The organism is Mesorhizobium sp. URHB0026, from assembly GCF_054059755.1.
Genome location: NZ_JBSSCN010000001.1, coordinates 3855403 through 3878490 on the forward strand (window position 1 = coordinate 3855403; position 23088 = coordinate 3878490).

The 23088-nt window shown below is 63.0% G+C and carries 23 protein-coding genes; 11 read left to right on the plus strand and 12 right to left on the minus strand.

Translation table 11 applies throughout. The annotated features are described in order from the left end of the window. Positions 1–33 precede the first annotated feature (33 nt). The 4 genes from ACVWWD_RS18845 to ACVWWD_RS18860 form a co-directional block, all read right to left on the minus strand. Positions 34–1323 carry an O-antigen ligase family protein gene (locus ACVWWD_RS18845; protein ID WP_352552607.1) on the minus strand — a complete coding sequence of 430 codons (1290 nt, stop codon included), beginning with the start codon at positions 1321–1323 and terminating at the stop codon, positions 34–36. Continuing rightward, entirely contained in the window at positions 1320–2855 is a 1536-nt protein-coding gene (locus ACVWWD_RS18850; protein ID WP_023773246.1) for an undecaprenyl-phosphate glucose phosphotransferase, read from the minus strand. The genes ACVWWD_RS18845 and ACVWWD_RS18850 overlap by 4 nt, the downstream gene beginning before the upstream one ends. 87 nt (positions 2856–2942) lie before the next feature. Further along, complete coding sequence (locus ACVWWD_RS18855; RefSeq protein ID WP_352552610.1) at positions 2943–4073, minus strand: glycosyltransferase; 1131 nt, start codon at positions 4071–4073, stop codon at positions 2943–2945. A 10-nt stretch (positions 4074–4083) separates the two neighbouring features. After that, entirely contained in the window at positions 4084–4647 is a 564-nt protein-coding gene (locus tag ACVWWD_RS18860) for a polysaccharide biosynthesis/export family protein (RefSeq protein WP_023773244.1), read from the minus strand. A 253-nt stretch (positions 4648–4900) separates the two neighbouring features. Here ACVWWD_RS18860 and ACVWWD_RS18865 point away from each other — a divergent pair, with 253 nt between their 5' ends. Beyond that, positions 4901–7237: a Wzz/FepE/Etk N-terminal domain-containing protein gene (locus tag ACVWWD_RS18865; RefSeq protein ID WP_457103235.1), complete on the plus strand. Its 2337-nt coding sequence runs from the start codon at positions 4901–4903 to the stop codon at positions 7235–7237. A gap of 47 nt (positions 7238–7284) precedes the next feature. Here the strand turns inward: ACVWWD_RS18865 and ACVWWD_RS18870 are convergent, their stop codons facing one another. Next, positions 7285–8514, minus strand: a complete 1230-nt coding sequence (locus ACVWWD_RS18870; protein ID WP_352549064.1) for a GNAT family N-acetyltransferase — start codon at positions 8512–8514, stop codon at positions 7285–7287. 89 nt (positions 8515–8603) lie between these two features. Here ACVWWD_RS18870 and ACVWWD_RS18875 point away from each other — a divergent pair, with 89 nt between their 5' ends. Further along, positions 8604–9662, plus strand: a complete 1059-nt coding sequence (locus tag ACVWWD_RS18875; RefSeq protein ID WP_352549066.1) for a polysaccharide deacetylase family protein — start codon at positions 8604–8606, stop codon at positions 9660–9662. A 23-nt stretch (positions 9663–9685) separates the two neighbouring features. Here the strand turns inward: ACVWWD_RS18875 and ACVWWD_RS18880 are convergent, their stop codons facing one another. Beyond that, a complete protein-coding gene (locus tag ACVWWD_RS18880) occupies positions 9686–9901 on the minus strand; it encodes a DUF2842 domain-containing protein (RefSeq protein WP_015318215.1) in 216 nt (71 codons plus the stop codon). 153 nt (positions 9902–10054) lie between these two features. On the opposite strand from ACVWWD_RS18880, the gene ACVWWD_RS18885 reads away from it, so the two are divergent. Further along, positions 10055–11146 (plus strand): COX15/CtaA family protein, encoded by a 1092-nt coding sequence (locus ACVWWD_RS18885; RefSeq protein ID WP_352549069.1) that lies wholly within the window; start codon positions 10055–10057, stop codon positions 11144–11146. Positions 11147–11276: 130 nt separating this feature from the next. Here the strand turns inward: ACVWWD_RS18885 and ACVWWD_RS18890 are convergent, their stop codons facing one another. The 3 genes from ACVWWD_RS18890 to speB are packed head-to-tail and all read right to left on the minus strand — an operon-like array spanning position 11277 to position 14080. Further along, positions 11277–12119, minus strand: coding sequence for an aminoglycoside phosphotransferase family protein (locus ACVWWD_RS18890; protein WP_457103637.1), 843 nt, complete (start codon positions 12117–12119; stop codon positions 11277–11279). Next, positions 12116–13042: an N-acetyl-gamma-glutamyl-phosphate reductase gene (argC, locus tag ACVWWD_RS18895; RefSeq protein WP_023773238.1), complete on the minus strand. Its 927-nt coding sequence runs from the start codon at positions 13040–13042 to the stop codon at positions 12116–12118. Before argC ends, ACVWWD_RS18890 begins: the two co-directional genes overlap by 4 nt. A gap of 30 nt (positions 13043–13072) precedes the next feature. Beyond that, complete coding sequence (speB, locus tag ACVWWD_RS18900) at positions 13073–14080, minus strand: agmatinase (protein WP_023795080.1); 1008 nt, start codon at positions 14078–14080, stop codon at positions 13073–13075. A gap of 123 nt (positions 14081–14203) precedes the next feature. On the opposite strand from speB, the gene ACVWWD_RS18905 reads away from it, so the two are divergent. Both ACVWWD_RS18905 and ACVWWD_RS18910 read left to right on the plus strand, forming a co-directional pair. Beyond that, positions 14204–15412, plus strand: coding sequence for an acyltransferase family protein (locus ACVWWD_RS18905; protein ID WP_023773236.1), 1209 nt, complete (start codon positions 14204–14206; stop codon positions 15410–15412). Between the two features lie 297 nt (positions 15413–15709). After that, entirely contained in the window at positions 15710–16768 is a 1059-nt protein-coding gene (locus tag ACVWWD_RS18910) for a glycerophosphodiester phosphodiesterase family protein (RefSeq protein ID WP_457103236.1), read from the plus strand. Between the two features lie 98 nt (positions 16769–16866). Here the strand turns inward: ACVWWD_RS18910 and rpsI are convergent, their stop codons facing one another. The 3 genes from rpsI to ACVWWD_RS18925 all read right to left on the minus strand — a co-directional run bounded on the left by rpsI (position 16867) and on the right by ACVWWD_RS18925 (position 18558). Next, the gene (rpsI, locus tag ACVWWD_RS18915; protein ID WP_015318209.1) at positions 16867–17349 is read right to left on the minus strand and encodes a 30S ribosomal protein S9; all 483 of its coding nucleotides are present in this window, start codon (positions 17347–17349) and stop codon (positions 16867–16869) included. Between the two features lies 1 nt (position 17350). Next, positions 17351–17815 carry a 50S ribosomal protein L13 gene (gene rplM / locus ACVWWD_RS18920; protein ID WP_010915638.1) on the minus strand — a complete coding sequence of 155 codons (465 nt, stop codon included), beginning with the start codon at positions 17813–17815 and terminating at the stop codon, positions 17351–17353. Positions 17816–18114: 299 nt separating this feature from the next. Next, positions 18115–18558 carry a PaaI family thioesterase gene (locus tag ACVWWD_RS18925; RefSeq protein WP_352549076.1) on the minus strand — a complete coding sequence of 148 codons (444 nt, stop codon included), beginning with the start codon at positions 18556–18558 and terminating at the stop codon, positions 18115–18117. Between the two features lie 152 nt (positions 18559–18710). On the opposite strand from ACVWWD_RS18925, the gene ACVWWD_RS18930 reads away from it, so the two are divergent. From ACVWWD_RS18930 to ACVWWD_RS18955, 6 genes are all read left to right on the plus strand, one after another. Further along, positions 18711–19535 carry an enoyl-CoA hydratase gene (locus tag ACVWWD_RS18930; protein WP_023773233.1) on the plus strand — a complete coding sequence of 275 codons (825 nt, stop codon included), beginning with the start codon at positions 18711–18713 and terminating at the stop codon, positions 19533–19535. Positions 19536–19539: 4 nt separating this feature from the next. Then, a complete protein-coding gene (locus ACVWWD_RS18935; protein ID WP_352549079.1) occupies positions 19540–19962 on the plus strand; it encodes a VOC family protein in 423 nt (140 codons plus the stop codon). Next, a complete protein-coding gene (locus tag ACVWWD_RS18940; RefSeq protein ID WP_023773231.1) occupies positions 19962–20738 on the plus strand; it encodes an AAA family ATPase in 777 nt (258 codons plus the stop codon). Before ACVWWD_RS18935 ends, ACVWWD_RS18940 begins: the two co-directional genes overlap by 1 nt. Then, positions 20735–21256, plus strand: a complete 522-nt coding sequence (locus ACVWWD_RS18945; RefSeq protein WP_023783837.1) for a CoA-binding protein — start codon at positions 20735–20737, stop codon at positions 21254–21256. Before ACVWWD_RS18940 ends, ACVWWD_RS18945 begins: the two co-directional genes overlap by 4 nt. A gap of 156 nt (positions 21257–21412) precedes the next feature. Beyond that, entirely contained in the window at positions 21413–22693 is a 1281-nt protein-coding gene (locus ACVWWD_RS18950) for an O-acetylhomoserine aminocarboxypropyltransferase (protein ID WP_023773229.1), read from the plus strand. A gap of 6 nt (positions 22694–22699) precedes the next feature. Next, on the plus strand, positions 22700–23044 hold the full coding sequence (locus ACVWWD_RS18955) for a cupin domain-containing protein (RefSeq protein WP_352572802.1): 345 nt from the start codon (positions 22700–22702) through the stop codon (positions 23042–23044). Positions 23045–23088: the final 44 nt, after the last annotated feature.

The window sequence follows — 23088 nt, forward strand, 5'->3', positions numbered from 1 at the left end:
CGGTCGCGATGTATCGTGATAACCCGGCTCGGGTCAACCGAAATTCGGCGCTAATCGCGCCGGTGCGGATGTGATGGCTGGTGGACCCGGCAATACCGGCCGCAATAGCCGCTGATGGCGGTATTCGAGCGCTATGGCACCCCAGATCAAGCCGAGCAGCAGATACACATGGCGCCAGTGGTCGATGTCGATGAAGGTGCCGAGCCCGACATTGCCGATGAAGGCGACGTAGGCGCATAGGAGGTAAGGCTGCCACGGCCGATCGCGCAGCAGGATGCGGAATCCGGCTGAAATCGTCCAGATGACCAGCGTCAGGAACGAGACGAAGCCGAGCCAGCCATAGTCCATCAGCATCTTCAGCCAGATGTCGTGTGTGTCCTCGCCGAAGATCGTGCCGAAGACCAGCGGCCCGATGCCGAACGGGTGCTCCATCGCCATCTGGAAACCGAGCGTGTAGCGGGCGAAGCGGCCCAGGCGTGCGGTGTCGTAGCTCTGTTCCAGATGCGCGCGGTTGGAGAACATGTCCGACACACCGGGCAGTTGCAAGATGACGATGACGGCGATGGCCAGCAGCGACAGCGCGGCGAGCGTCATGATCACCACGCGGAGCCGGAACGTGCCGCTGGCGCTCTGCAGGAACAGGCAGCCGGTGAGCAGGATGGCCGAGACCGCGAACATGCCCCAGGCACCACGCGAGAAGGAGAAGAAAATGCCGGCGCTGATGATCAGCAGCGGCACAGCCAGCAGCGGCATGCGTGTGACCGGGCCCGTCAGCAGCAAATAGAGCAGATAGATGCCGGGCAGCACCAGGAACGGCCCGAACACATTCGGGTCCTGGAAGGCGCCGGCGGCGCGGTCGTATTTGGTGAAGATTTCGGCATCGGGGAAGGCATGGAAATAGCCCGCTATGCCAAGCAGCGACGTCGCCACCGCCGAAAGGACATAGGCATTGAAGATCAACCGGTAGAGGTTCGGCTGCATGGCCGTAACAGATGCGAAAAACACCGCGCTGAAAGCGAGAAACAGCGACACGGCAAGATAAAGCGGGGTGTTGGCGAGATCCGCCATCTGCGTCATGGAAATCATGCCGCCGATGTTCATCGTCACCAGCAGAACCAGAAGCGGCACGGCCGCGCGCGATATCCTCAGGCCGAACAGCGCCCAGATGGCGATCAGCGCGGACATGTAGATTTCGTAAGGCGCCGGCTCGCTGATGACGAAGCCCGACAAAAGAATGCCGAGCACGACCGCGCTCGAGGAGATCAGCGTGATCAGCTTGGCGTTGACCGCCGCGCGCGGCAGATCATGGCTGATCGCGCTCAATAGGCGTTTTCCGTGTTCAAGAGCCGGACCGGCGTCAGGAACAGGATGCGCAGATCGAAAAGCAGCGACCAGTTCTCGATGTAGTAGAGGTCGTATTCGGTCCGCATGCGGATCTTTTCATTGGTGTCCATCTCGCCGCGCCAGCCATTGATCTGCGCCCAGCCGGTGACCCCCGGCTTGACCTTATGGCGCGCGAAATAGCCGTCCACCACCTCGTTGTAGAGCAGGTTGTGCGACTGGGCGGCAATGGCGTGCGGGCGCGGACCGATGAGCGACAGCGAGCCCAGCAGCGAGTTGAAGAACTGCGGCAGTTCGTCGATAGAGGTCTTGCGGATGAAGCGGCCGACAGGGGTGACGCGCGGATCGTTCTTGGTCACCGTCTGCTTGGCGGTCGGATCCGACCGGTCGGTGTACATGGAGCGGAACTTGTAGACCTCGATGATCTCGTTGTTGAAGCCATGCCGCTTCTGCTTGAACAGCACCGGTCCCTTGCTGTCGAGCTTGATGGCGATCGCCGCGGCCAGCATCACAGGCGAGAACACGACGATGCCGATGAGGCTGAAGATGATGTCGAAGGCGCGCTTGGCGACCGAATCCCAATCGTTGATCGGCTTGTCGAAGATGTCGAGCATCGGCACTGAACCGATGTAGGAATAGGCGCGCGGACGGAATTGCAGCGCATTGGAATGCGCCGACAGCCGGATGTCGACCGGCAGCACCCAAAGTTTCTTCAGCAACTGCAGCACGCGCGATTCGGCGGTCAGCGGCAACGACACGATCAGCATGTCGATGCGGGCGATGCGGGCGAATTCGATCAGTTCCGAAATGGTGCCGAGCTTGGGATAGCCGGCGACGAGGGATGGCGAACGCTTGTCGTTGCGATCATCGAAGATACCGCAGATGCGGATGTCGTTGTAAGGCTGCTTTTCCACCGAGCGGATGAGCACTTCCGCCGCCTTGCCGCCGCCAACGATGACGGCGCGCCGTTCCATGCTGCCATCGCGCGCCCAGCGCCGGATCAGCCTCGACATCACCAGCCTGAGGCCGAAGAGGCAGACGAAGGCGACGACGAACCAGGTGCCGAACAGCAGGCGCGAATAATCTTGCGACATCTTCATGGCGAATGCCGTCAGCGCCATCAGGGCGAAGGTGCCGGCCCAGACCAGCAGGATGCGCCCAAAATTGGCGATCGGCCGCATCAGGGACACCACCTGGTAGCAGTCGGTGACATCGAGCAGCACCACGGCGAGGAACGATGCGGCGGCGATCGTCAGCGGATATTGCCAGGCGAGATAATTGAAGAACCCGACATAGTAGAAATAGACGCCGAGCCCCGAGACCAGCAGCACCGCGAATTCGACCATGCGCAGCACGCCGCTGACCATGATCGGCGACATCGTATCGCGCCGGTATTGCGACGCGACCTGCCGGGCAACGTCGTTCATGCCGCCGGGCTTGTCGCCATCGGCAGGGCCGTCGAAGTGACGCACCGCCTCTGATGAAAAGCGGTGCGCGGGGTCGATCTCGTTCATGGAACAGTCCGCAAGCTTCCCCAGGGTGATTAGCAAAAGAGAGCTAAGAAACCCTTGAAACAACCTGTGGCTTTGGAAGGGCCCGAGCTAACTTTCGAGCGCGGCGAAGTAGGCCTTCTCGATTTCGGCGGCCATGACGTCGGCGCCGAAGCGCGCCCTGAGCGTGGATTCGTCCGGCATCAATCGGCGATAGGTGGCAAGGTCGCCCAGCGCCTGGCTCATTTTGTCGGCGAGTTCGGCCGGATCCGGGCGAATCAGGGCGGGGGAGCTTGAACCGAAAATCTCCGGTATGCCGCCGACCGAGGTCGCGATGACAGGTCTTGCCGCGGCAAGTGCCTCCAGCACGGTATAGGGCATGGCTTCCGCGCGCGAAGGAACGACGACGACCGCCCCCAGCACAAATGCCTGCCGGGCCGGCATTGGCGGCAGGAAGCGGACATTGCCTTGAAGCCCGAGGCGTTTCACCTGCGCATGGTAGCGGGGCAGGTCGTCGCCGTCGCCGACCATTACGGCACTCGGTGCGCGGCCGAGCCGGGGAGCGGCGGCGGCCAGGGCATCGATGAAGATATCCGGGCCCTTGAGGTCCCGCATCATGCCAATATAGAGCAGATCTGCCGCATCGGCCCTGGTGGCTACCGGCTCGAATTCGGTGGTGCGAAGTCCATTGTAGACCAGCGTGTTCGGAATCGGCGGTTCGCCCACCTTCCTGCGGTAGGTCCGCCGCTCGTAGTCGGAGACGAACAGCAGGCAATCGGTGAAGCGCGCCATGAGATGCTCGAGCGCGAAGAACAGCTTTCCGGTGGCTGTGCTCTCGTCATAGTGGAGAGAGCCGCCATGCGGCGAATAGAGGCGGGCTACGCGAGACCTTGATACCCGCAACAATGAGCCGAACAGACGGGCATAGGCGCCACCCTTGGCGCCGTGCCCATGCAGCACGTCCGGCCGCAATTCCTTGATGATCCTGTAGGTGCGCCGGGCCGAGGCGAGGTCGCCCGGCCCGACATGGCGCTGCATTGGCGTACGATGGATGCCGAGCGCCAGCATCTCCTTCATCTGCCCGAAAAGACGCTCCTCGAATTCACCGCCCGTGGTCGAGTCGCAGACGATGCCGACCATGTGGCCGGCGGCGACCTGCGCTTCCGCCAGGTCGCGCACGTGCCGGAAAATTCCTCCCACGGGTGAGCGAAAGCAGTGGACGATCCTGAGCTTGTCCGCCACGAGGTGTCTGTCAGAACAGGCGTTCGCGGACGTAGACGGTATCTCCCGGCAGCAGGGGATCGGAGGTGACCACACGGCCGGTTATCACCTTGCCGTTGATATCGCGGGTGATGTCGACGCTCTCCTGGTTGGCGCGTGGCGTGAAGCCCCCGGCAATGGCGATGGCTTTCTGGACCGTCAGGCCGGGCACGTAGGAATACTGGCCGGCGGCGCCCACTTCGCCCATGACGAAGATCGGCCGGTAACGATCGATCTCGACCGAGACGTCGGGGTCGCGCAGATAGCCCTGCCGCAATTTGTCGGCGATCTCTTTTTCCATCTGCTGCGCGGTATGGCCTCGTGCCGGTATGGCGCCGACGAGCGGGAAGGAGATGTAACCGGACTGGTCGACGCTGTAGCTGTTGGTCAGGCCGTCCTGTTCGAACACTGTGACGCGGACCCGGTCGCCTGCGCCGAGGCGATACGGCTGTTCGAGGACCTCGTGGAAGGCGGCCGGCGTCGGCCGGTAGCTGGAACAGCCGGCGAGCATCGAAATGGCAAGCAGTGCGCGAAAGAGGGAAGCAGTGCTTTTCATGACCGGACAGGTACCTTCGACTGGCCGCTGCGATGTCGCAGCAAACATCTGGGATCGGGTCCGTTATCATCCTGTTAGGGTTAATGGCCGGTAAAGGAGCGCCTCAATAGCGTTTTAGCAGGCAAGGTTTCGCTATTTTATCGATTTTTTTGTCTGCCCCAGCAAATCCTAACGGAAGCTTACCGTGATCTTAACGGCTGGGTTACCATAGTTGTTTACGGTGCACCCTGATCCAGTTTCGGAGTAGGGATGCATGTCCGTTCAATCCGCGGCCGCAGACGTCGACGTTGATCTTAGGCAGCTCTTCGCCAGCCTGGGACGCAACTGGCTGCGGATTCTGGTCTTCGTTGTGGTGGTGACGGGGCTTGCATTCGTAGCTGCGTCGTTCGCGACCCGCCATTACAAGGCCCAGACGCAGGTGGAGATCGCCCCGCGAGAATCGGTCTACACGCGGCCCGCCAGCAGCAATCCGGACAGCGACAAGCCGATCCTCGACGAGCAAGGCGTTGCCACCCAGGTCCAGATAATTTCGTCCAACGAGATCCTCAAGCAGGTCGCCCAGAAGCTCGGCCTGTCGCGACTGCCCGAGTTCGACGAGACGATCGACATGTCGTCGCTGAGCCGCGTGCTGATCCTGCTTGGCCTGAAGAACGACCCGATGGATGTTCCGGCCGATGAACGTGTCCTGAAGAAGATGCGCGAGAAGCTCAACGTGTACGGCGTTGAAAAGACTCGCATCATTGCCATCGAGTTCTCCTCGGAAGATCCGAAGCTCGCGGCCGCCATCCCCGATGCCATTGCCGCCGCTTACATTGCGGGGCAGGGCGCGGCCAAGAGCGAATCGAACACCGCCGCCGCCGACTTTCTGGCGCCCGAGATCGCCGACCTGTCCAAGCAGGTCAGGGATGCCGAAGCCAAGGTCGCGGCTTACCGCTCCCAGTCCGACCTCCTGATGGGCGGCAACAATTCCACCCTGGCCACCCAGCAATTGGCCGAGCTGTCGACCGAGTTGTCGCGGGTGCGGGCCAACCGGGCCGCGGCCGAAGGCACTGCCGAGAGCGTGCGCAAGGCGCTGCAGAATGGCGGATCGCTGGATTCGCTGCCGGAAGTGCTGTCTTCCGATCTGATCCAGCGCTTGCGGGAGCGCCAGGTCGAGCTGCGCGCCAACATCGCCGATCTGTCGACGACGCTGCTCGACAATCATCCGCGTATTCGCGCGGCCAAATCGCAACTGGCCGATCTCGATGCGCAGATCCGCAGCGAAGCCCAAAAGATCATGAAGGGCCTGGCGATGCAGGCCGATGCCGCAAAGGCGCGCGAAAGCCAGCTGGTCGCCGACGTCAACACGCTCAAGGCTGCTTCGGCGCAGGCCGGCGAACAGCAGGTCGGTCTCGACGCGCTGCAGCGCGATGCCGCCGCCAAGCGCCAGCAGCTCGAACTTTACCTGACCAATTATCGTGAGGCGGCGTCGCGTCAGGATCGCAACTATATCCCGGTCGACGCCCGCATCGCCTCACCGGCTTCGGTCCCCGCCGAGCCGTACTTCCCCAAGGTCGGGCCGATCGTTGGCGCTGCCGCCGCGGCTTCCCTTCTGCTGGCGGCCGTGTTCACGCTGCTGCGGGAGCTTTTCTCGGGCCGTGCCATGCGCCCGGCCAGGGGCGCGCGGTTTGAACCGATCGACGAGGTGATAATGCCGCCGGCCGCCTATCAGGAGCCGCCCACCCGCCTCGAACCGGCTGCCGCCACTGAGCGCGCCAATCGCACCGCCGACGTATCATGGCCCGAAACGGTCACCGAAACACCGGCACGGCCGCGGCCTGCCGCCGAGGTCGAGCCCGTCGCCACAGCGGAGCCTGTCGCCGAGCCTGAACCCTTGGCCAAATCCGAACCCTTGACCAAATCTGAACCCTTGACCAAATCTGAACCCGTGGCAGAGCCTGAGCCGATGGCTGTGCCGGAACCCGTGGAGGTTCGGCGGCCGCGCTCCGTGCTCGGCGAGATCGATGTCGAGAAGGCAGCCGAGAAGCTGATCGCCAGCGGGGCCGCGCGCGCCATATTCGTTTCCCCCGAGGGCGATGAAGCGGCGGCGTCGGCGGTCCTGGTGGCGCGCGAGGTTTCCGACGCCGGACTGCGCGTCCTGCTGCTCGACCTCACTGCCTCGGGGGCTGCCTCGCGCCCGATGCTGGACAGCGGGCTTTTCCCCGGTATCACCAATCTGCTGGCGTCGCAGGCGCAGTTCAGCGACGTGATCCATGGCGACCTCTATTCCGACTGCCATGTCATCCCCGTCGGCACCGCCGACCCGGTCCGTGCCATGCGTGCCGCCGATCGGCTGCCGATCATCATGCAGTCGCTGACAACAGCCTATGATCTGGTGGTGGTCGAGTGCGGGCCGGCCGATGCACAAGGCATCAGCCGTCTGGGCGGCGAGGCCACCGAGGTGTTCTTGTCCATGCTGGAGGCCGACGACGAGGTGACGCAGGCCGCGGTCAAACTGATCGAGAGCGGCTATCCCGACCTGACGCTGGTAACGCCGCTCGGCCACGAGCCGCCAGGCAATCCGGTGCCGGGGCGGCGTTCGGCTGCCTGAAAGAGCCGCCCGTTCAAAGGCACGCCTGGCTGCAAGCCGCGGCAGGCCTAGTTGTCGTCGTCGCCGGCGGCCAGTGGCGCCTGGCCGGCTGCCTTGCGACGCAGAAGCTTGGCGAGCTTCCAGATTGTCGGGCTGTTCTTGACGACGGTCTTCAGCCGCGCGCCTTGGCGAAGTGCCTGTCGCAGCGCACGGCCCTTGAGCGTCAGCGGGACGAGGACCTCGAAATGCCGGGTTTCGATATCGCACCATAACCGTTTGTAAGGTTCGTCTCCGACGGAGAAATCATAAACCGCGAACCCGCTCCGGCAGGCATCCTGGATGTTGTCGAAGAACAGGAAATCGCCCGGGCTGGTGTGGGCAAGATCATCCTCGGCGATCGCTCCGAACTCGCAGATCAGCCTGCTGCCCGAGCGGCTCGCTCCGGTGACGGCGCGCAGCTTGCCGGCGACTTCCAGCCCGTGCAGCACGAAGCAGGGCTTGTCGTCGGCAAGTGCTTGCTTGAACAGGCCCTGGAAGAAGGCGCGTGTCCGGTCGTCACCGAAGACGTTGGCGATGCCCATCTTGCGGAAGCGCTGTTCCTTCATCTCGAAGAACGCGTCGAGCAGCCTCTCCACGTCGTCGGCGCTGCTCGCCTCGATGCGCCGGTAGCTACCGACAGCCTCGAACTTGCGCGTTTGCGAGCGATGCTTCTTGCGTTTGCGCTTGCCGCTGGCGCGCAGCAGCAGCGCATCGAACCCGCCGCTGAGGTCGACGGCCAGCGAAAGATTGGGGCTGGCGAAGTGATCGAGCGATGCCAGCGGATTGGCGATGCCGTCAAGATCGGGGAGCAATCTTTCCAGCGCGATGAGATCTATGTCGGGTCGGAATTTGGCGATCGTCGCGAGCATAGATCGGATGGCCGTGAGGTCGCCGCTGGCCAGCCATTGCGGTTCGACGGCGCAGAAATTGCCATTGGCGTGGCGGCCGCCCATGAACTGGGCGACCCGCAACGGGCCGCGCTTGACCACCTCCAGCGCCAGTGCGAAGGCCGGCTTGCCCTCCAGTTCCAGCGTGGCAATGAGCAGATCGGGCTTGACCTCGGCGGCCCAGTTCAACACCCATGCCCCAGTTTGCGCCGGAGCACAGAGCGCCGAACGACAGAACGTCGCATATGCCGCGAGCCCCTCGGCGGCGGCAATGGAAACCGACGGCCCCGCGGCATTTCTGGGCAGTGTGCGTGGCGAGGCGTGGCTCGACGCGAGCCGCTTGCCATCAAATGACGCGGTCGCGTCAACCATACCTCAATCCTTAAGGCGTATTGATCCCGATTTGGGAGGCGCTCGGGCGTATTCCGTGCTTGGTTAGCCTAGGCGCAAAAGGTGAATGAATGATCGACGGTGGGGAGGCAATCCGGAAACTGGCGCTCAACGTCGCCCGTTATACCGGCCTCGCACCGCTGGCCAGGCCGTTTGTCGGCGGCATCGGCGCCATCCTGATGCTGCATCGCGTGACGGCGACGCCCGAAAAGCCCGACAGCGTCAACCGGCACCTCAACATCGCGCCCAGTTTCCTCGATGCCGTGATCGCCGACATGAAAGCGGGCGGCTATGCCTTCGTTTCGATGGATGAAGCGGTGCAGCGTATCAAGGCGGGCGGCAAGGGCGGCCGGTTCGCCACCATCACCGCCGACGATGCCTATCGCGACAACATGACCGAGGCCCTGCCGGTGCTGGAAAAACATGGCGCGCCGCTCACCATCTATGTGGCGCCCGGGCTGATCGATGGCTCCGCCCACCTTTGGTGGGATGTGGTGGAGGACATCGTCAAGGCATGCGACCGGCTGACCTTGGCCACATCGAACGGCCCTGCGGTGATCGATTGCGCGACCCCCGCCAGGAAACATCAGGCCATCGCCCGCCTGCATGCCTATTTCACCACCGAGGTTCGCGAGGAAGACCTGCGGACCGTGCTGCGCGGTCTCGCCGCGTCGCATGGCGTCGACGCCGACGCCCCGCGCCTGCGCACGCTGATGACCTGGGATGAGATCCGCGCCGTCGCCGCGCACCCGCTGGTGACGATAGGCGCCCACACGATCAACCACAGCAATCTGAAGCGGCTTTCCGAGGCTGATGCGCGGCGCGAGATCGGCGCCGTCAAGGACATGCTGCGGACCGGGCTTGGCGAGGAGCCGAGCCATTTTGCCTATCCCTATGGCTATGCCAGCGCCGTCGGCTGCCGCGAAGTGGGCTTTGCGCGCGACGCCGGCTATGCCTCCGCGGTGACCACCCGCCACGGCGTGCTGCGCGCCGAACATGCCGGCTTCCTGCATGCCCTGCCGCGCATTTCGGTCAATGGCCGCTACCAGAGCCTCGCCCACATCCGCACTATGCTGTCGGGCGTGACGACCCCGCTCGCCAATGCCGGCAAGATGCTTGTTACCGTCTGACGTACGGCCTGGCCGGGCAGGGCTCAGCGCTTAGTCCGCGGCTCCAGCATCAGCCATTTGATGATGCCCATCGCCGGCAGCACCCAAAGCAGGCCGCTGACGAGGAAAAACAGGAATTGCACCAGCGCGCCCGATTCCGACAGGCGGGCGACGGCGAAGATCGAGGCGACCAGCGCGTAGATGATGACCAGCGCCAACAGCAGGAACATTCCGATCAGTTTTTTCAGGCGAATGGGCATGTCTTGGCCTCGTTGATGGCTACCGCTTAGGCCGAACGCGGGGCACGCGCAACCCACGACACCGGGCGCGACGGCGTGCCGCGCTGCGCGGCCTTGCCAGCCGGAGTGCGATGGTTCACCAATCCGCGACATTCAACCTGCCGGGACATATCCATGGCCGCCATCACTGCCGCCGCGCCCTATCAGGCCCGCGATCGCGATCTGCACAACCGGGCACTCGTGCGCGGCTGGCTTTACGTCGTGCTCCTAGTGCTGTTCGCGCTGGTGCTGGTTGGCGGCGCCACGCGGTTGACCCAGTCCGGCCTTTCGATCACCGAATGGCAGCCGATCCACGGCGTCATCCCGCCGCTCAACGACGCCGAGTGGCAGGAGGAATTCCAGCGCTATCAACAGATCCCGCAATACACCGAACTCAACAAGGGCATGAGCGTCGAGGCGTTCAAGTCGATCTTCTGGTGGGAATGGGCGCATCGCCTGCTGGCGCGCAGCGTCGGTCTGGTCTTTGCCTTGCCGCTGCTGGTCTTCTGGGCGACGCGTCGCATCGAGCGCGGCCTTGGGCCGAAACTGGTCGGCATTCTGCTTCTCGGCGGCCTTCAGGGGGCCATCGGCTGGTGGATGGTGGCATCCGGACTGGCCGACCGCGTCTCGGTGAGCCAGTACAGGCTGGCGACGCATCTCACGCTGGCGGCACTGATCTTCACCGCGACCATGGTCGTCGCGCGTGGCCTGGCGCCGCATTCCGAACCCGCGGCCGATCGCTCGACGCAGCGTCTGGCCGGTTTCATCGTGCTTTTGGCGCTGGTCCAGATCTATATCGGCGGTCTGGTCGCCGGTCTCGACGCCGGCATGAGCTACAACACGTGGCCGCTGATGGACGGCCGGATCATCCCCGGCGATCTGCTCATTCTCGAGCCGGCGTGGCGCAATTTCTTCGAAAGCCCGAAAACGGTGCAGTTCATCCACCGGCTTGGCGCCTATACGGTGTTTGCCGTCGCGCTCTGGCACCTGATCGCCACGCGTCGGCGGCTGCCCGGCTCGACGCACGCGCGACGCGCGACACTGTTGTTCGTTCTGGTGCTGGTGCAGGCTTCGATCGGTATTGGTACGCTGCTGATGCAGGTGCCCTTGCACATGGCGCTGACCCATCAGGCTTTTGCGCTCGTCGTGCTGGGCTTTGCCGCAGCGCATTGGCGCGGCACCAAGGGCGCATATCCCTTGCCCAACGAGATTGCCGTCGGACGTTGAGTGCTGCCGATCACATCCAGAATTCGTTCGACTTCGTCTTCTTCTCGCCGTCGAATTCGGCCTGACGCAGGGCGGCGGCGGATGGTGCCGATTTGTCCTGGCCGGCCTTGGCCGCCTGGTCTTCCGTGATTCAGAAACGGGTCCGCACCGTCCGGATCGCCGTGGCGACCGACAGTTCGCGGTTCTCCTCGATCGCATTGCCGTCCTCATGGTGCCAGGCCGCGGACAGGCAGCCATAGGCGAGGGCGTGGTCCAGTATCGCTGCCGGTGATTGCCCCAGCGTCCGGGCAAAGATTTCGGCCATAAGCGCGATCCGCGCCGGGGCTAGGCAAAGTGCATCGCGATCGAGCGGGTTGTAAAACATGTTGGCGGCGTCGAAGCCGGGATCGCCGAGCACGCCCTTCGGATCGATCGCCAGCCAGCCGCGCGGTCCCCGCAGGATGTTCTCGTGATGCAGGTCGCCATGCAGTGGCCTGATCTGATGCGGATTGGCCAGCAGTCGATCCGCGATGGCCGCGGCCTCGACATAGAGGCTGTGATCGCCGAGGTCACGATCGCTTGCGGCCTTCTTGAAAAGACTGGCGAACCGCTCCCTCAGCGGCTGAAGCTCGGGCGGGTAGGGGTGATCAGATGGCGAAAACAATTTCGCCATCACATCCGCCGCGATGGCGGTCGCTGCATTGTTGCCCTGTTCGTCGAGAACCTGCGACAGAAGTGTGTCCCCGCCATATTCGAGCAGCATGGAATGCCCGTCGCGGCCGAGAAGCCGCACCGCTCCTTCGCCGCGCCGCCAGGCAAGGAAATGCTCGCCGCGCAACTCGTCTGCAACGTCGTCGAACGGCTTCAGTGCCTTCACGATGGCAGGTGACCCGTCCTCAAGCCGCACCTTCCAGATGCGGCTCGAAAAGGTCTCGGCCACGAGTTCCGGTTCGCTGACCTTCCAGCGCGCTGGAAAGGCTGGTGCGTCCATCAGAGACCGAGCATCAGGTCCATGTTCTGGACGGCCGCACCCGAAGCGCCCTTGCCGAGATTGTCATAGACCGCCAGCAGCAGCGCCTGGGCTCTGCTGTCGTTGGCAAAGACATAGAGCTTCATGCGGTTGGTGCCGTTGTAGATCTCCGGATCGATGTCAGGCACGCGTTCCAGATGCGCATAGGGCGCCACCTCGACCACACCGCCCTTGATCGCGGCGAAATGGTCCGAAATGGCGGTGTGAAGTTCGGCGCCCGTCGGCACGCGGTCGAGGCCACCGAGCTGCAGCGGCACCACCGTGATCATGCCTTGCGCGAAATTGCCCACCGCCGGCTGCATGATCGGATCATGCGATAGCTTCGCATAGGCTTTCAATTCCGGCACGTGCTTGTGCTGCAGGGTCAGGCCATAGGGCAGGAATTCCGAGGCGTCCTCGCCCTTGGCGACGTAGTCCTCGATCATCGGGCGCCCGCCGCCCGAATACCCCGTAATGCCGTTGACCGCGACCGGGAAACTCGCCGGCAATAGGCCCGCGGTGACCAGTGGCCTGAGCGTCGCGATCGGCCCCTGCGGCCAGCAGCCGGGATTGGCGACGCGCTTGGCCGTGGCGATCTTTTTCGCCTGCTCCTTGTCCAGTTCGGCGAAGCCATATTCCCAGCCTTCGGCCACTCGATGCGCCGTCGACGCATCGATGACCTTGGTGGTTTCGTTGGCGATCAGCGAGACGCTTTCCTTGGCCGCGTCGTCGGGCAGGCACAGGATCGCGATATCGGCGGCGTTGAGGAATTCGGCGCGCGCGGCCGTTTCCTTGCGGCGCTCGACCGGGATGGAAATGATCTCCAGATCGCCGCGCTCGGCAAGCAGCGCCCGGATCTGGAGGCCGGTAGTGCCGTGCTCGCCGTCGATGAAGATTTTCGGTTTCATTGCCTGATCAAATTCCCTGATATCTCAAAACTATATGCCGTTGCCATGATTGACCGCGGCGCCATTGTGGTTGCCGTTGTTCAGCTCCTCGATCCGGGCCTTTCGCTCGGCTAGCAGGCCAAGATATTGCATGGCCACCATCGAGCCGGCGATCGCCGTTATATCGGCGTGATCATAGGCCGGCGCAACTTCCACGACATCGGCCCCGACGATATCGACCTGGTTGAGCTGGCGCAGCGTCGACAGGATCTTCGCCGACGACGGGCCCCCCGAAACCGGCGTGCCGGTTCCCGGCGCATAGGCCGGATCGAGGCAGTCGATGTCGAAGGTCAGATACGTCTTCTTGCCACCGGTGCGATCGACGATGGCGTAGGCGATGTCGGAGGCGCGCATTTCCTCGATTTCATGGCCATGGAGAATCTTGATGCCGAACGTGTCGGGCGCATGGGTGCGAATGCCGATCTGGATCGAGCGATCGGGATCGACGATGCCTTCCTTGACCGCGCGGCCGACGAAGGAACCATGGTCGATGCGCTTGCCGTCATCGGGCCATGTGTCCTGATGGGCGTCGAACTGCACCAGGGCCAGCGGTCCGTGGATGGCGGCGTGCGCCTTGAGCAGCGGCCAAGTGATGAAATGGTCTCCGCCGAGCGTCAGCAGGAAAGCGCCCGATTTCAGGATTTTGGCCGCTTCGCGCTCGATCGTGCCTGGCGTCTTCTGGTGGTTGCCCGAATCGAGCAGGCAATCGCCATAATCGACCACGGCAAGGTGTTCGAACAGATCGCGCGAGAACGGGTATTGCGGGTCGTTGTCGAGGATCGCGGAGGCGCGGCGGATCGCCTGCGGTCCGAACCGGGCGCCAGGCCGGTTGGTGACGGCGGCGTCAAACGGAATGCCCCACACCACCGCATCGGCGCCCTTCACGTCCTTGGTGTATTTGCGCCGCATGAAAGACAGCGCGCCGGAGTAGGTCGGCTCGAGGGCGCCACCCGTTTTGGAGCGGGCGGTGAAGGCATGGTCGATGGTGTTGGTCGCCATTACGGGTCCTCGTTTTCATCGGGGTGCAACAACTACAGAACCGGCATGGAAGATGCCAGTCACGGCTTGGGGAGACGAAACCGCGCCGCCCGGGTGCCACGGCAAGACAGGACTTGTATCATCATGACGCAGACCGCGTTTCTTAATCCGTCGGATGCCGTGGTGTCGACCCACACCGGTACGATCGCCAGCGATCGGTTTCGAGTTCTCGACTCGTGGCGCGGCATCTGCGCGTTGCTGGTCGCGCTGTTTCATTTCCCGACCGCCTCGACGGTCTCGCAGAGCAGCTTTATCGGTTCGTCCTATCTCTTCGTCGACTTCTTCTTCGTCCTCTCCGGCTTCGTCATCGCCTCCAGCTATGCCGATCGGCTCGGCCGGACGGAGGAGGTCTGCCGCTTCGCGCTGGTCCGTTTCGGCCGCATCTATCCGCTGCATCTGGTCATGCTTGCCGCCTTTGCCGCCTTCGAGCTGTTGCGGCTGGTGCTGCCCCGGCTGCATGGCACGGGGGCTGCTCCCTTCACCGGCGGCTTCGACCTCAAGAGCTTGGCCGCCAATCTCCTTTTGCTGCAAGGTGTCGGCTTCGAGGATAGGTTGACCTGGAACGCCCCGAGCTGGAGCATCTCGGCCGAATTCTTTGCCTATCTGCTGTTTGCCGGCGTGGTCTTCGTCGCTGGCGCACGCGCCTGGATATGGTTCGTCGCCGCCGCCATCACCGCGCCGCTGTTCCTGCTCGGCTTCTCCACGCATCATATGGATGTGTCCTATGATTTCGGCTTCATCCGCTGCCTCTACGGCTTCTCGCTCGGCGCCCTGCTGGCCTGGTTTCAGCATGATTCCATTGCAAGGGCGCGACAGGTTCTGGCCGCGAACCGCCCGCGGATGAGCTGGACTGTTGCCGAAATCGTCATGGTGGCCGTCATCGCTCTCTTTGTCTCGCTGGCGGGCGACAATAACGCCGGCATTGCCGCGCCCCTGGTGTTCGCCTTGGCACTGTTTCTCTTCGCCCATGAAGGCGGCTGGATCAGCGCGTTGCTGAGGACGCCGTTCATGCTGACGCTCGGCGCGCTGTCCTATTCGATCTACATGGTCCACATCTTCGTTCAGGCGCGCCTGATCAATGTCGCCGGGCTGGTCGAGCGCAAACTCGGCCTCGGCCTGGTTGGCGACATCCTACTGCGTGGCGAGCCCGCGACCGGCTTTGGCGCCGGCTGGACGGGAACCGTGGCGATCGTCGTCATGCTCGCCGCCACCATCGCCGTGTCGTGGGTGACTTGGCGCCTGATCGAAATGCCTGCAATGGCCTGGTTCCGCAGGCTGTCGAAGCGTATCTGACTCGCGTCGCCGGCCGACCGCCAATGCATGTCGCCCAAAAGTGAGGTCGGTTTTGGCAAGACGGCAGGCATAGAAACAAGACCTAATGCATCTTGCCCGGAAGTATCCCCGGTTCCGGGACAACGACATGCATAAATCAGAAGCTTACAGCAGGTCGGGCCAATCCGATTCGCCGCGACGTGCTGTAAAGCGCATCGCCTGAAACCGTTCGACGCGACGCGCTTTAGCCGGCTTCGTTCACGGGGATGTCACCGATGTCGCCTATCCCCGGCTCGATCCGGCAAGGAGCGATTCTCGATGCGGACGATCTGGCTGAGCCTTCTGCTTTCCACGGCACTTTCTGCAGCCTCCGGTCAGGCCTTGGCCGGCGAAACCCGCGCCAGGCAGATCCTCGACCGTTTCGAACATGCCAATCAGTGGCGCGACCATATCATGGTGGCCGCCCATCGCGCCGGCAGCATGCAGGCCGGCAAGACGCTCTATGCGGAAAACTCGCTTGCCGCCGTGGAAGGCTCGATCGCGATCGGCGCCGAAATCGTCGAAGTCGACATCCGGCGCTCGAAGGACGGCGCGTTCATCGTCATGCATGACAGCTGGCTCGACCGCACGACGACGTGCAAGGGCGAGGTCATCAACTACACGCTGGCCGAATTGAAGAGATGCCGGCTGGTGATCGAGGGCACCCATGCCGTCACCAACGAGACCGTCTCGACGTTGCGCGAGATGCTGATGGCGACACGGGACAGGATTCTCATCAATCTCGACAACAAGCTCGAAGTCGGCGACCTCCCGGGCATGATCGCGGTGGCGCGCGACCTCGGCATGGCCGAGCAGGTTATCGTCAAGGAAAACCTTTGGAACCAGAACAGGATCAGCACGGTGAAGGCGGCCATGGCCGCGGCAGGCGGTGGCTTCCAGTTCATGCCGATCATCGCCGACGACGCGGTGCATGATGCCGGCTTCGCCTCGACGGTCGACCACGCTTTCGCGCCGCGCGCGATCGAACTGATCAACTGGCGGGCGGGCGCCGAGACGTTGACCGAAACCGGCGGGCCGCTGTTCAGCACGCGCATGCGCGCCGAGGCGGTAAGGGGTGACTGGCACATCTGGGCCGACACCTATGCCATCGTCAACAAACCAGGCGGCTTCCTCGCCGGCGGCCCTGGCGACGAACTGGCGGTCCAGGCCAGCTTGCCGCGCGAAACCTGGGGCTTCTGGGCGGATCGTGGCGCCACCATCATCCAGACCGACGAGCCGAAAGCGGCGATCGGCTGGCTTGCGGCGAATGGTTATCGGGTGCCCTATGCCGGCACGGGCGAACGCATCGAGCCGGCCGCGACCGCCAGCATCAATTGATCCGTCGCATCAAGCAAAAGGCCGCCCGGAGGCGGCCTTTTCGATTGTCTGGAACGTCGAAACGCTTAGCGCTTCGAGAACTTCGCCCCAAGCGCGCCTTAGCGCTTGGAAAACTGGAAGGAGCGGCGGGCCTTCGCCTTGCCGTATTTCTTGCGCTCGACGACGCGGCTGTCGCGGGTCAGGAAGCCGCCCTTCTTGAGCACGGCGCGCAGCGCCGGCTCGTAATAGGTCAGCGCCTTCGAGATGCCGTGACGCACCGCGCCGGCCTGGCCGGAAAGCCCGCCGCCGACGACGGTGGCGATGATGTCGTACTGGCCCGAACGGTTGGACGCGATGATCGGCTGGTTGAGGATCATCTGCAGGACCGGACGCGCGAAATAGGTCGCGAATTCCTTGTCGTTGACGACGATCTTGCCGGAACCCGGCTTCACCCAGACGCGCGCGATGGCGTTCTTGCGCTTGCCGGTGGCGTAGGCGCGGCCCGACTTGTCGAGCTTCTGGACGTGGACGGGGGCGGCGGCCTGCGTGTTGGTATTGCCGGTGGCGGCGCCCAGTTCTGCGAGCGAGGAAAGCTCAGCCATCTTATGCGACCTTCTTGTTCTTGGAATTCAGCTTGGCCACGTCGAGGACTTCTGGCTGCTGGGCGACATGCGGATGCTCGGCACCTGCATAGACGCGCAGGTTCTTCATCTGGCGGCGGCCGAGCGGGCCACGCGGAACCATGCGCTCAACGGCCTTCTCGACGACACGCTCGGGGAAGCGGCCCTCGAGCAGCTGGCGCGCGGTGCGCTCCTTGATGCCGCCGGGGTGGCCGGTGTGCCAGTAATAGACCTTGTCGGTGAACTTCTTGCCGGTGAACACCACCTTGTCGGCATTGATGACGATGACATTGTCGCCGTCGTCGACATGCGGGGTGAAGGTCGGCTTGTGCTTGCCGCGAAGATGATTGGCGATGACAGTGGCGAGACGACCAACGACGAGACCTTCGGCGTCGATCAGGATCCACTTCTTCACCACATCCGCAGGCTTCTGCGAAAAGGTTGTCATGTTTTCTGCTCTCGGTTCTGACCTTCAAAGCGAAGGCGTTTCTTGTTGCTTGGATTGGCGAAAAGCGTTTGCCCGGTGCCAATAATAAAACGGCGGCCTTTGCGGGCCGCTGTTTCGTGAGGGCTTATAGGCGAGGGGAGGGATCGCGTCAAGGCGATAGCAAAAGCAGATAGCCAAGAAAACTAAGCAAATACAGCTATTTGTATAAAAGGTATTATTTTACCACGCTTGCCGGCGTACCAAACGCGCTGTCAAGCCAGCTTATTTGGCGACATCGCCGAGAAGTTCAATCGTTACGATCACCGCGGCGGGATCGAGTAGGTGCCCGTGGCATGCGCGATCGTGTGTCCTTCCGGGCCGGCGACGATGTCAATATCGAACACCATCAGGCTCTTGCCGAGCTTCAGGATGCGGCAATGGCCATCGATCGGTCCGGCCTCGGCCTTTCGCACGAAATTGATGTTGAGGTTGGTGGTGACCGAGAGCGCATCCGGCCCGGCATGGCTGAGCACGCAGACATAGCCGCCAATGTCGGCCAGCGTGAACAGGGCGGGGCCGGACACCGTGCCGCCGGGACGCAAATGCCGTTCGCCGGCATTGAGCCGTACGATGCAGCCGCCTGGAAACACGTCGATCGCCTCGTAGGCGGCGGCACTCTCATTGAGTTGGGGAAAGACGGTTTCCATCAACAAATTGATCTGCGCAGCGGTCAGCACCGGCTTGAGGTTGGTGTGGGCGGGCATGTCGGTCTCTCGTTCTGCGCCAAGCCTGTATGGGCGCTGCCGGGTGTTTCTGGCAACATATACATCACCCTGGCGCAAGCGATGGGTGTTGGACGAAACCCGATCCGATATTAGATACTGCCAGCACGACCGGAATCGCGGAGACCTTAGCCATGGCCGAAATCCTTGCCATCAAGCCTGCTGCCGCCGACGAGGGCCCGGTCACGACAAGACAGGAGAAGGGCGTGCTGCGCCTGACGCTCGCCAATCCGCCCGCCAATGCCCTGTCGCTTTCGGTGATGGCGGCGCTCGTGGCTGAGTTGGAACGCGCCAAGGCGGACAAGGCGGTTCGCGTTATTGTGCTGTCGGCGGCGGGCAAGGTGTTCTGCGCGGGCCACGACCTCAAGGAAATGACCGCGCGGCGTGCCGATGCCGATCGCGGCAAGGCCTTCTTCGAAGAGACCTTTGCCGCTTGCGCCATGCTGATGCAGACGATCGTGCGCCATCCCTTGCCTGTCATCGCCGAGGTGGATGGTCTGGCGACAGCCGCCGGCCTGCAATTGGTCGCCAGCTGCGACCTGGCGATCGCCTCGCACGAGGCGACCTTCTGCACGCCGGGCGTCAACATCGGCCTGTTCTGTTCGACGCCGATGGTGGCGCTGTCGCGCAACGTCTCGCGCAAGCAGGCGATGGAAATGCTCTTGACCGGCGAGACGATCGACGCCGCGACCGCCAAGGAGTTCGGCCTCGTGAACCGCGTCGTGCCACGCGAGTACCTGAATCAGATAGTCACCAAATACGCGCAAACCATTGCTTCCAAATCCTCTTTGGTGATCAAGACCGGCAAGGAAGCTTTTTACGCGCAGGCCGAGATGGGCTTGGCCGATGCCTATGCCTATACCGGCCGGGTCATGGTCGAGAACATGCTGGCGCGGGACGCGGAAGAGGGCATCGGCGCCTTCATCGGCAAGCGCAAGGCGGAATGGACGGACGAATAGGATCATGGAACCGCGCATTTCCATCATCACCATCGCCACCGACAATCTGGATCGCGCCGTGCGCTTCTACGAGGCGATGGGTCTGAAGCGCCACGCAGGAATTACCGACGGCGTTGCCTTCTTCCAGATGGGCGGCGCCATCCTCGGCCTGTTCCCGCGCCCCAGCGCCGAGGAGGACTCCGGCATCACCTTCGCCCAGGCGCCCTCGGCGGTCTATCTCGCCTACAACACCCGCTCCGACGCCGAGGTCGACGAAGTGCTCGCCATGGCCGAGAAGGCTGGCGGCCATATCGTCAAGCCGGCTGGCCGCGCCTTCTGGGGCGGCTGGTACGGCTATTTCGCCGATGCCGACGGGCATGTTTGGGAGGTGGCGCACAATCCGGCCTTTCCGATCGCGGACGACGGCACGATTTCGCTGCCTGATTGATGGCCTACCGCAAGCAACTGACACGGCTCAAGGCACCGTACCTCAAACGGATTTTGCTCGATGCCGAGCGGGCGGCTGACTGGGAAAAATATCCCTGGAACCTGCCGCTGTTTCGCCGCCACGCGTTCGAGCTCGAATTCACCACGCCCATCACCATCATCGTCGGCGAGAACGGCACCGGTAAATCCACGCTGCTGGAGGCCATCGGCGCGCTGGCCGGTTATGACGAAGCTGGAGGCGGCAAGGGCTACCGGCCGGTCGACCACTCCCGCGCTGTCGACAAGAGCGGGGCCGCGCTAGCTGATGCGTTTCGTTGCCACTGGCTGCCGAAGGTTACTGCCGGTTGGTTCTTCCGCGCCGAATCCTTCTATTCCGTTGCCCGTTACCTCGACGAGGCGGCCAGGGAATCCGGCGGAATACCGCCCGACTTTCTGTCCTGGTCGCATGGCGAAGGCTTTATCCACTTCTTCGAGGAGCGCTGCCGCAGGCAAGGCATCTATATTCTCGACGAGCCCGAGAGCGCGCTTTCGCCGACGCGCCAGATCGAATTGCTGAAGATGCTGCGGCGCATGGACCAATCGGGCACCGCGCAGGTGATCATGGCGACCCATTCGCCGCTATTGATGGCCTGTCCCGGCGCGCAATTGTTCCGCATCAGCCGCTTCGGGCTCGAGCCTGCCGACTTTCGTGATACGGACCACTTCCGCATGCTGCGCGATTTCAGCAATGACCCGGATGGTTTTCTCGCCGAGGCGTTGTATGAGGGCGAGACATGAATCACGATAGCTACGACAACGCCTATATCGGTGGCATCCTCAATTCGGTGAAGACGATCGCTATGGTCGGGGCGTCGGCCAATGATGTCAGGCCGAGCTATTTCGTCCTGAAATACCTGCTGGCCAAAGGGTTTTCGGTGTTCCCGATCAATCCTGGCCAGGCCGGCAAGGAAATCCTCGGCCGAATGACCTATGCCAGGCTGGCCGACATACCGGAGCCGATCGACATGGTCGATATTTTCCGCAATGCCGCGGCGGTCCCTGGCGTCCTCGACGAGGTGTTGCAACTCGATCCCTTGCCGAAAGTCATCTGGATGCAGCTTGGCGTGCGCCATGACGAGGCAGCCGCCCGTGGCGAAGCGGCCGGCATCAAGGTGGTGATGAACCGCTGCCCCAAGATCGAGTATGGCAAGCTCTCCGGCGAGATCGGCTGGACCGGCGTCAACTCCGGCGTCCTGTCGTCCAAGAAGCCGCTGATGCGCCAGGGCTTCCAGAGTTTCGGCGTGCGTCAGAAATAGGCGCGGCGCAGAGGCGCAAAATTATTCCGCTGAATGCCGCATTATCTTGCGGTGTGATCGGAGGACCGGCGCCGAAAGGTATTTTCTTCTTTGCATTCGCACGCCGCCTTCGCCAAGAATGCATGGCTAATTTAAGAAGTTCAAAGGGAGGTTTCAGTGACCCGTTCGCCCGGTTTCAACACGCTCGCCGTCCATGCCGGCGCCAAGCCCGATCCGGCGACCGGCGCACGCGCCACGCCGATCTACCAGACGACCTCCTTTGTTTTTGATGACGCCGACCACGCCGCTTCGCTGTTCGGGCTAAAGGCGTTCGGCAACATCTACACCCGCATCATGAACCCGACCCAGGCAGTGCTCGAAGAGCGCGTCGCGGCCCTCGAGGGCGGCACGGCCGCCCTTGCGGTCGCTTCCGGCCATGCCGCGCAGGTCATCGTGTTCCACAATCTGATGCAGCCCGGTGACAACTTCGTCGCCGCCAACAAGCTTTACGGTGGTTCGATCAACCAGTTCGGCCATGCCTTCAAGAATTATGGCTGGGAGGTGCGCTGGGCCGAAACCAACGACATCTCGACCTTCGAGAGCCAGATCGACGACAGGACCAAGGCGATCTTCATCGAGAGCCTGGCCAATCCGGGCGGCACCTTCGTCGATATCGAGAAGATCGGCGACATCGCCCGCAAGCACGGATTGCCGCTGATCGTCGACAACACGCTGGCCTCCCCCTATCTCATCCGGCCGATCGAGCATGGCGCCGACATCGTCGTGCATTCGCTGACCAAGTTCATGGGCGGCCACGGCAATTCGATTGGCGGCGTCATTGTCGACGGTGGCACCTTCGACTGGTCGAAGTCGGGCAAATACCCGATGCTGTCGGAACCGCGCCCCGAATACGGTGGCCTCGTGCTGCACGAGACCTTCGGCAATTTCGCTTTTGCCATCGCCGCGCGCGTGCTCGGTCTGCGCGATCTCGGCCCGGCGATCTCGCCGTTCAATGCTTTCCTTATCCTTACCGGCCTCGAGACCTTGCCGCTGCGCATGCAGCGCCATTGCGACAATGCGATCACCGTCGCTGGCTGGCTGTCCAATCACCCCAAGGTCGCCTGGGTGAATTATCCCGGCCTGCCCAGCGACAAGAACAACGCGCTACAGAAGAAATATTCGCCGCTGGGCTCTGGCGCCGTGTTCACCTTCGGTCTGAAGGGCGGCTACGAGGCCGGCATCAAATTCGTCGAGGCACTCGAACTGTTCTCGCACCTGGCCAATGTCGGCGACACCAAGTCGCTGGTCATCCATCCGGCCTCGACCACGCATAGGCAGCTTTCCGACGAACAGAAGGTCAAGGCTGGTGCCGGGCCGGACACGGTGCGGCTGTCCATCGGCATCGAGGATGTCACCGACATTGTCGCCGACCTCGAACAGGCACTCGCCAAGGTCTGACCTGATATGACCGCGTTTCTTTCCGTCGACGCCAAAAGCGTCGAGCCCGAATCCGGTGCGCCGGCGCCGGATCGCCTGATCTCGGGCGATCCGAAATTCCGCACCTGGAATGTCGAGGAGCGCGACGGCGGCCTCTATGCCGGCATCTGGGAATCGACCCCCGGCAAGTGGCGCATCGTCTATGACGAATGGGAGTTCTGCCACATTCTCTCAGGTGTTTCGGTAATCGCCGAAGAGGGCGCCGAAGCGCGCACCGTCAAAGCCGGTGACAGTTTCGTGCTGCGGCCAGGCTTCAAGGGCAGCTGGGAAGTGCTTGAAACGACTCGCAAGCAGTATGTGATCAAGCTTTGAAGCTTGAACATATTCGAGAATCCCGTCGGATTTCCGGGCACTCG

What these genes read in the sequence shown, in the direction of transcription:
- ACVWWD_RS18850 (WP_023773246.1), bottom strand. Translation starts at nt 2,855, where the DNA reads ATGAACGAGATCGACCCCGCGCACCGCTTTTCATCAGAGGCGGTGCGT.
- ACVWWD_RS18860 (WP_023773244.1), bottom strand. Translation starts at nt 4,647, where the DNA reads ATGAAAAGCACTGCTTCCCTCTTTCGCGCACTGCTTGCCATTTCGATG.
- ACVWWD_RS18865 (WP_457103235.1), top strand. Translation starts at nt 4,901, where the DNA reads ATGTCCGTTCAATCCGCGGCCGCAGACGTCGACGTTGATCTTAGGCAG.
- ACVWWD_RS18870 (WP_352549064.1), bottom strand. Translation starts at nt 8,514, where the DNA reads ATGGTTGACGCGACCGCGTCATTTGATGGCAAGCGGCTCGCGTCGAGC.
- ACVWWD_RS18875 (WP_352549066.1), top strand. Translation starts at nt 8,604, where the DNA reads ATGATCGACGGTGGGGAGGCAATCCGGAAACTGGCGCTCAACGTCGCC.
- ACVWWD_RS18880 (WP_015318215.1), bottom strand. Translation starts at nt 9,901, where the DNA reads ATGCCCATTCGCCTGAAAAAACTGATCGGAATGTTCCTGCTGTTGGCG.
- ACVWWD_RS18885 (WP_352549069.1), top strand. Translation starts at nt 10,055, where the DNA reads ATGGCCGCCATCACTGCCGCCGCGCCCTATCAGGCCCGCGATCGCGAT.
- argC (WP_023773238.1), bottom strand. Translation starts at nt 13,042, where the DNA reads ATGAAACCGAAAATCTTCATCGACGGCGAGCACGGCACTACCGGCCTC.
- speB (WP_023795080.1), bottom strand. Translation starts at nt 14,080, where the DNA reads ATGGCGACCAACACCATCGACCATGCCTTCACCGCCCGCTCCAAAACG.
- ACVWWD_RS18905 (WP_023773236.1), top strand. Translation starts at nt 14,204, where the DNA reads ATGACGCAGACCGCGTTTCTTAATCCGTCGGATGCCGTGGTGTCGACC.
- ACVWWD_RS18910 (WP_457103236.1), top strand. Translation starts at nt 15,710, where the DNA reads ATGCGGACGATCTGGCTGAGCCTTCTGCTTTCCACGGCACTTTCTGCA.
- rpsI (WP_015318209.1), bottom strand. Translation starts at nt 17,349, where the DNA reads ATGGCTGAGCTTTCCTCGCTCGCAGAACTGGGCGCCGCCACCGGCAAT.
- rplM (WP_010915638.1), bottom strand. Translation starts at nt 17,815, where the DNA reads ATGACAACCTTTTCGCAGAAGCCTGCGGATGTGGTGAAGAAGTGGATC.
- ACVWWD_RS18925 (WP_352549076.1), bottom strand. Translation starts at nt 18,558, where the DNA reads ATGCCCGCCCACACCAACCTCAAGCCGGTGCTGACCGCTGCGCAGATC.
- ACVWWD_RS18930 (WP_023773233.1), top strand. Translation starts at nt 18,711, where the DNA reads ATGGCCGAAATCCTTGCCATCAAGCCTGCTGCCGCCGACGAGGGCCCG.
- ACVWWD_RS18935 (WP_352549079.1), top strand. Translation starts at nt 19,540, where the DNA reads ATGGAACCGCGCATTTCCATCATCACCATCGCCACCGACAATCTGGAT.
- ACVWWD_RS18940 (WP_023773231.1), top strand. Translation starts at nt 19,962, where the DNA reads ATGGCCTACCGCAAGCAACTGACACGGCTCAAGGCACCGTACCTCAAA.
- ACVWWD_RS18945 (WP_023783837.1), top strand. Translation starts at nt 20,735, where the DNA reads ATGAATCACGATAGCTACGACAACGCCTATATCGGTGGCATCCTCAAT.
- ACVWWD_RS18955 (WP_352572802.1), top strand. Translation starts at nt 22,700, where the DNA reads ATGACCGCGTTTCTTTCCGTCGACGCCAAAAGCGTCGAGCCCGAATCC.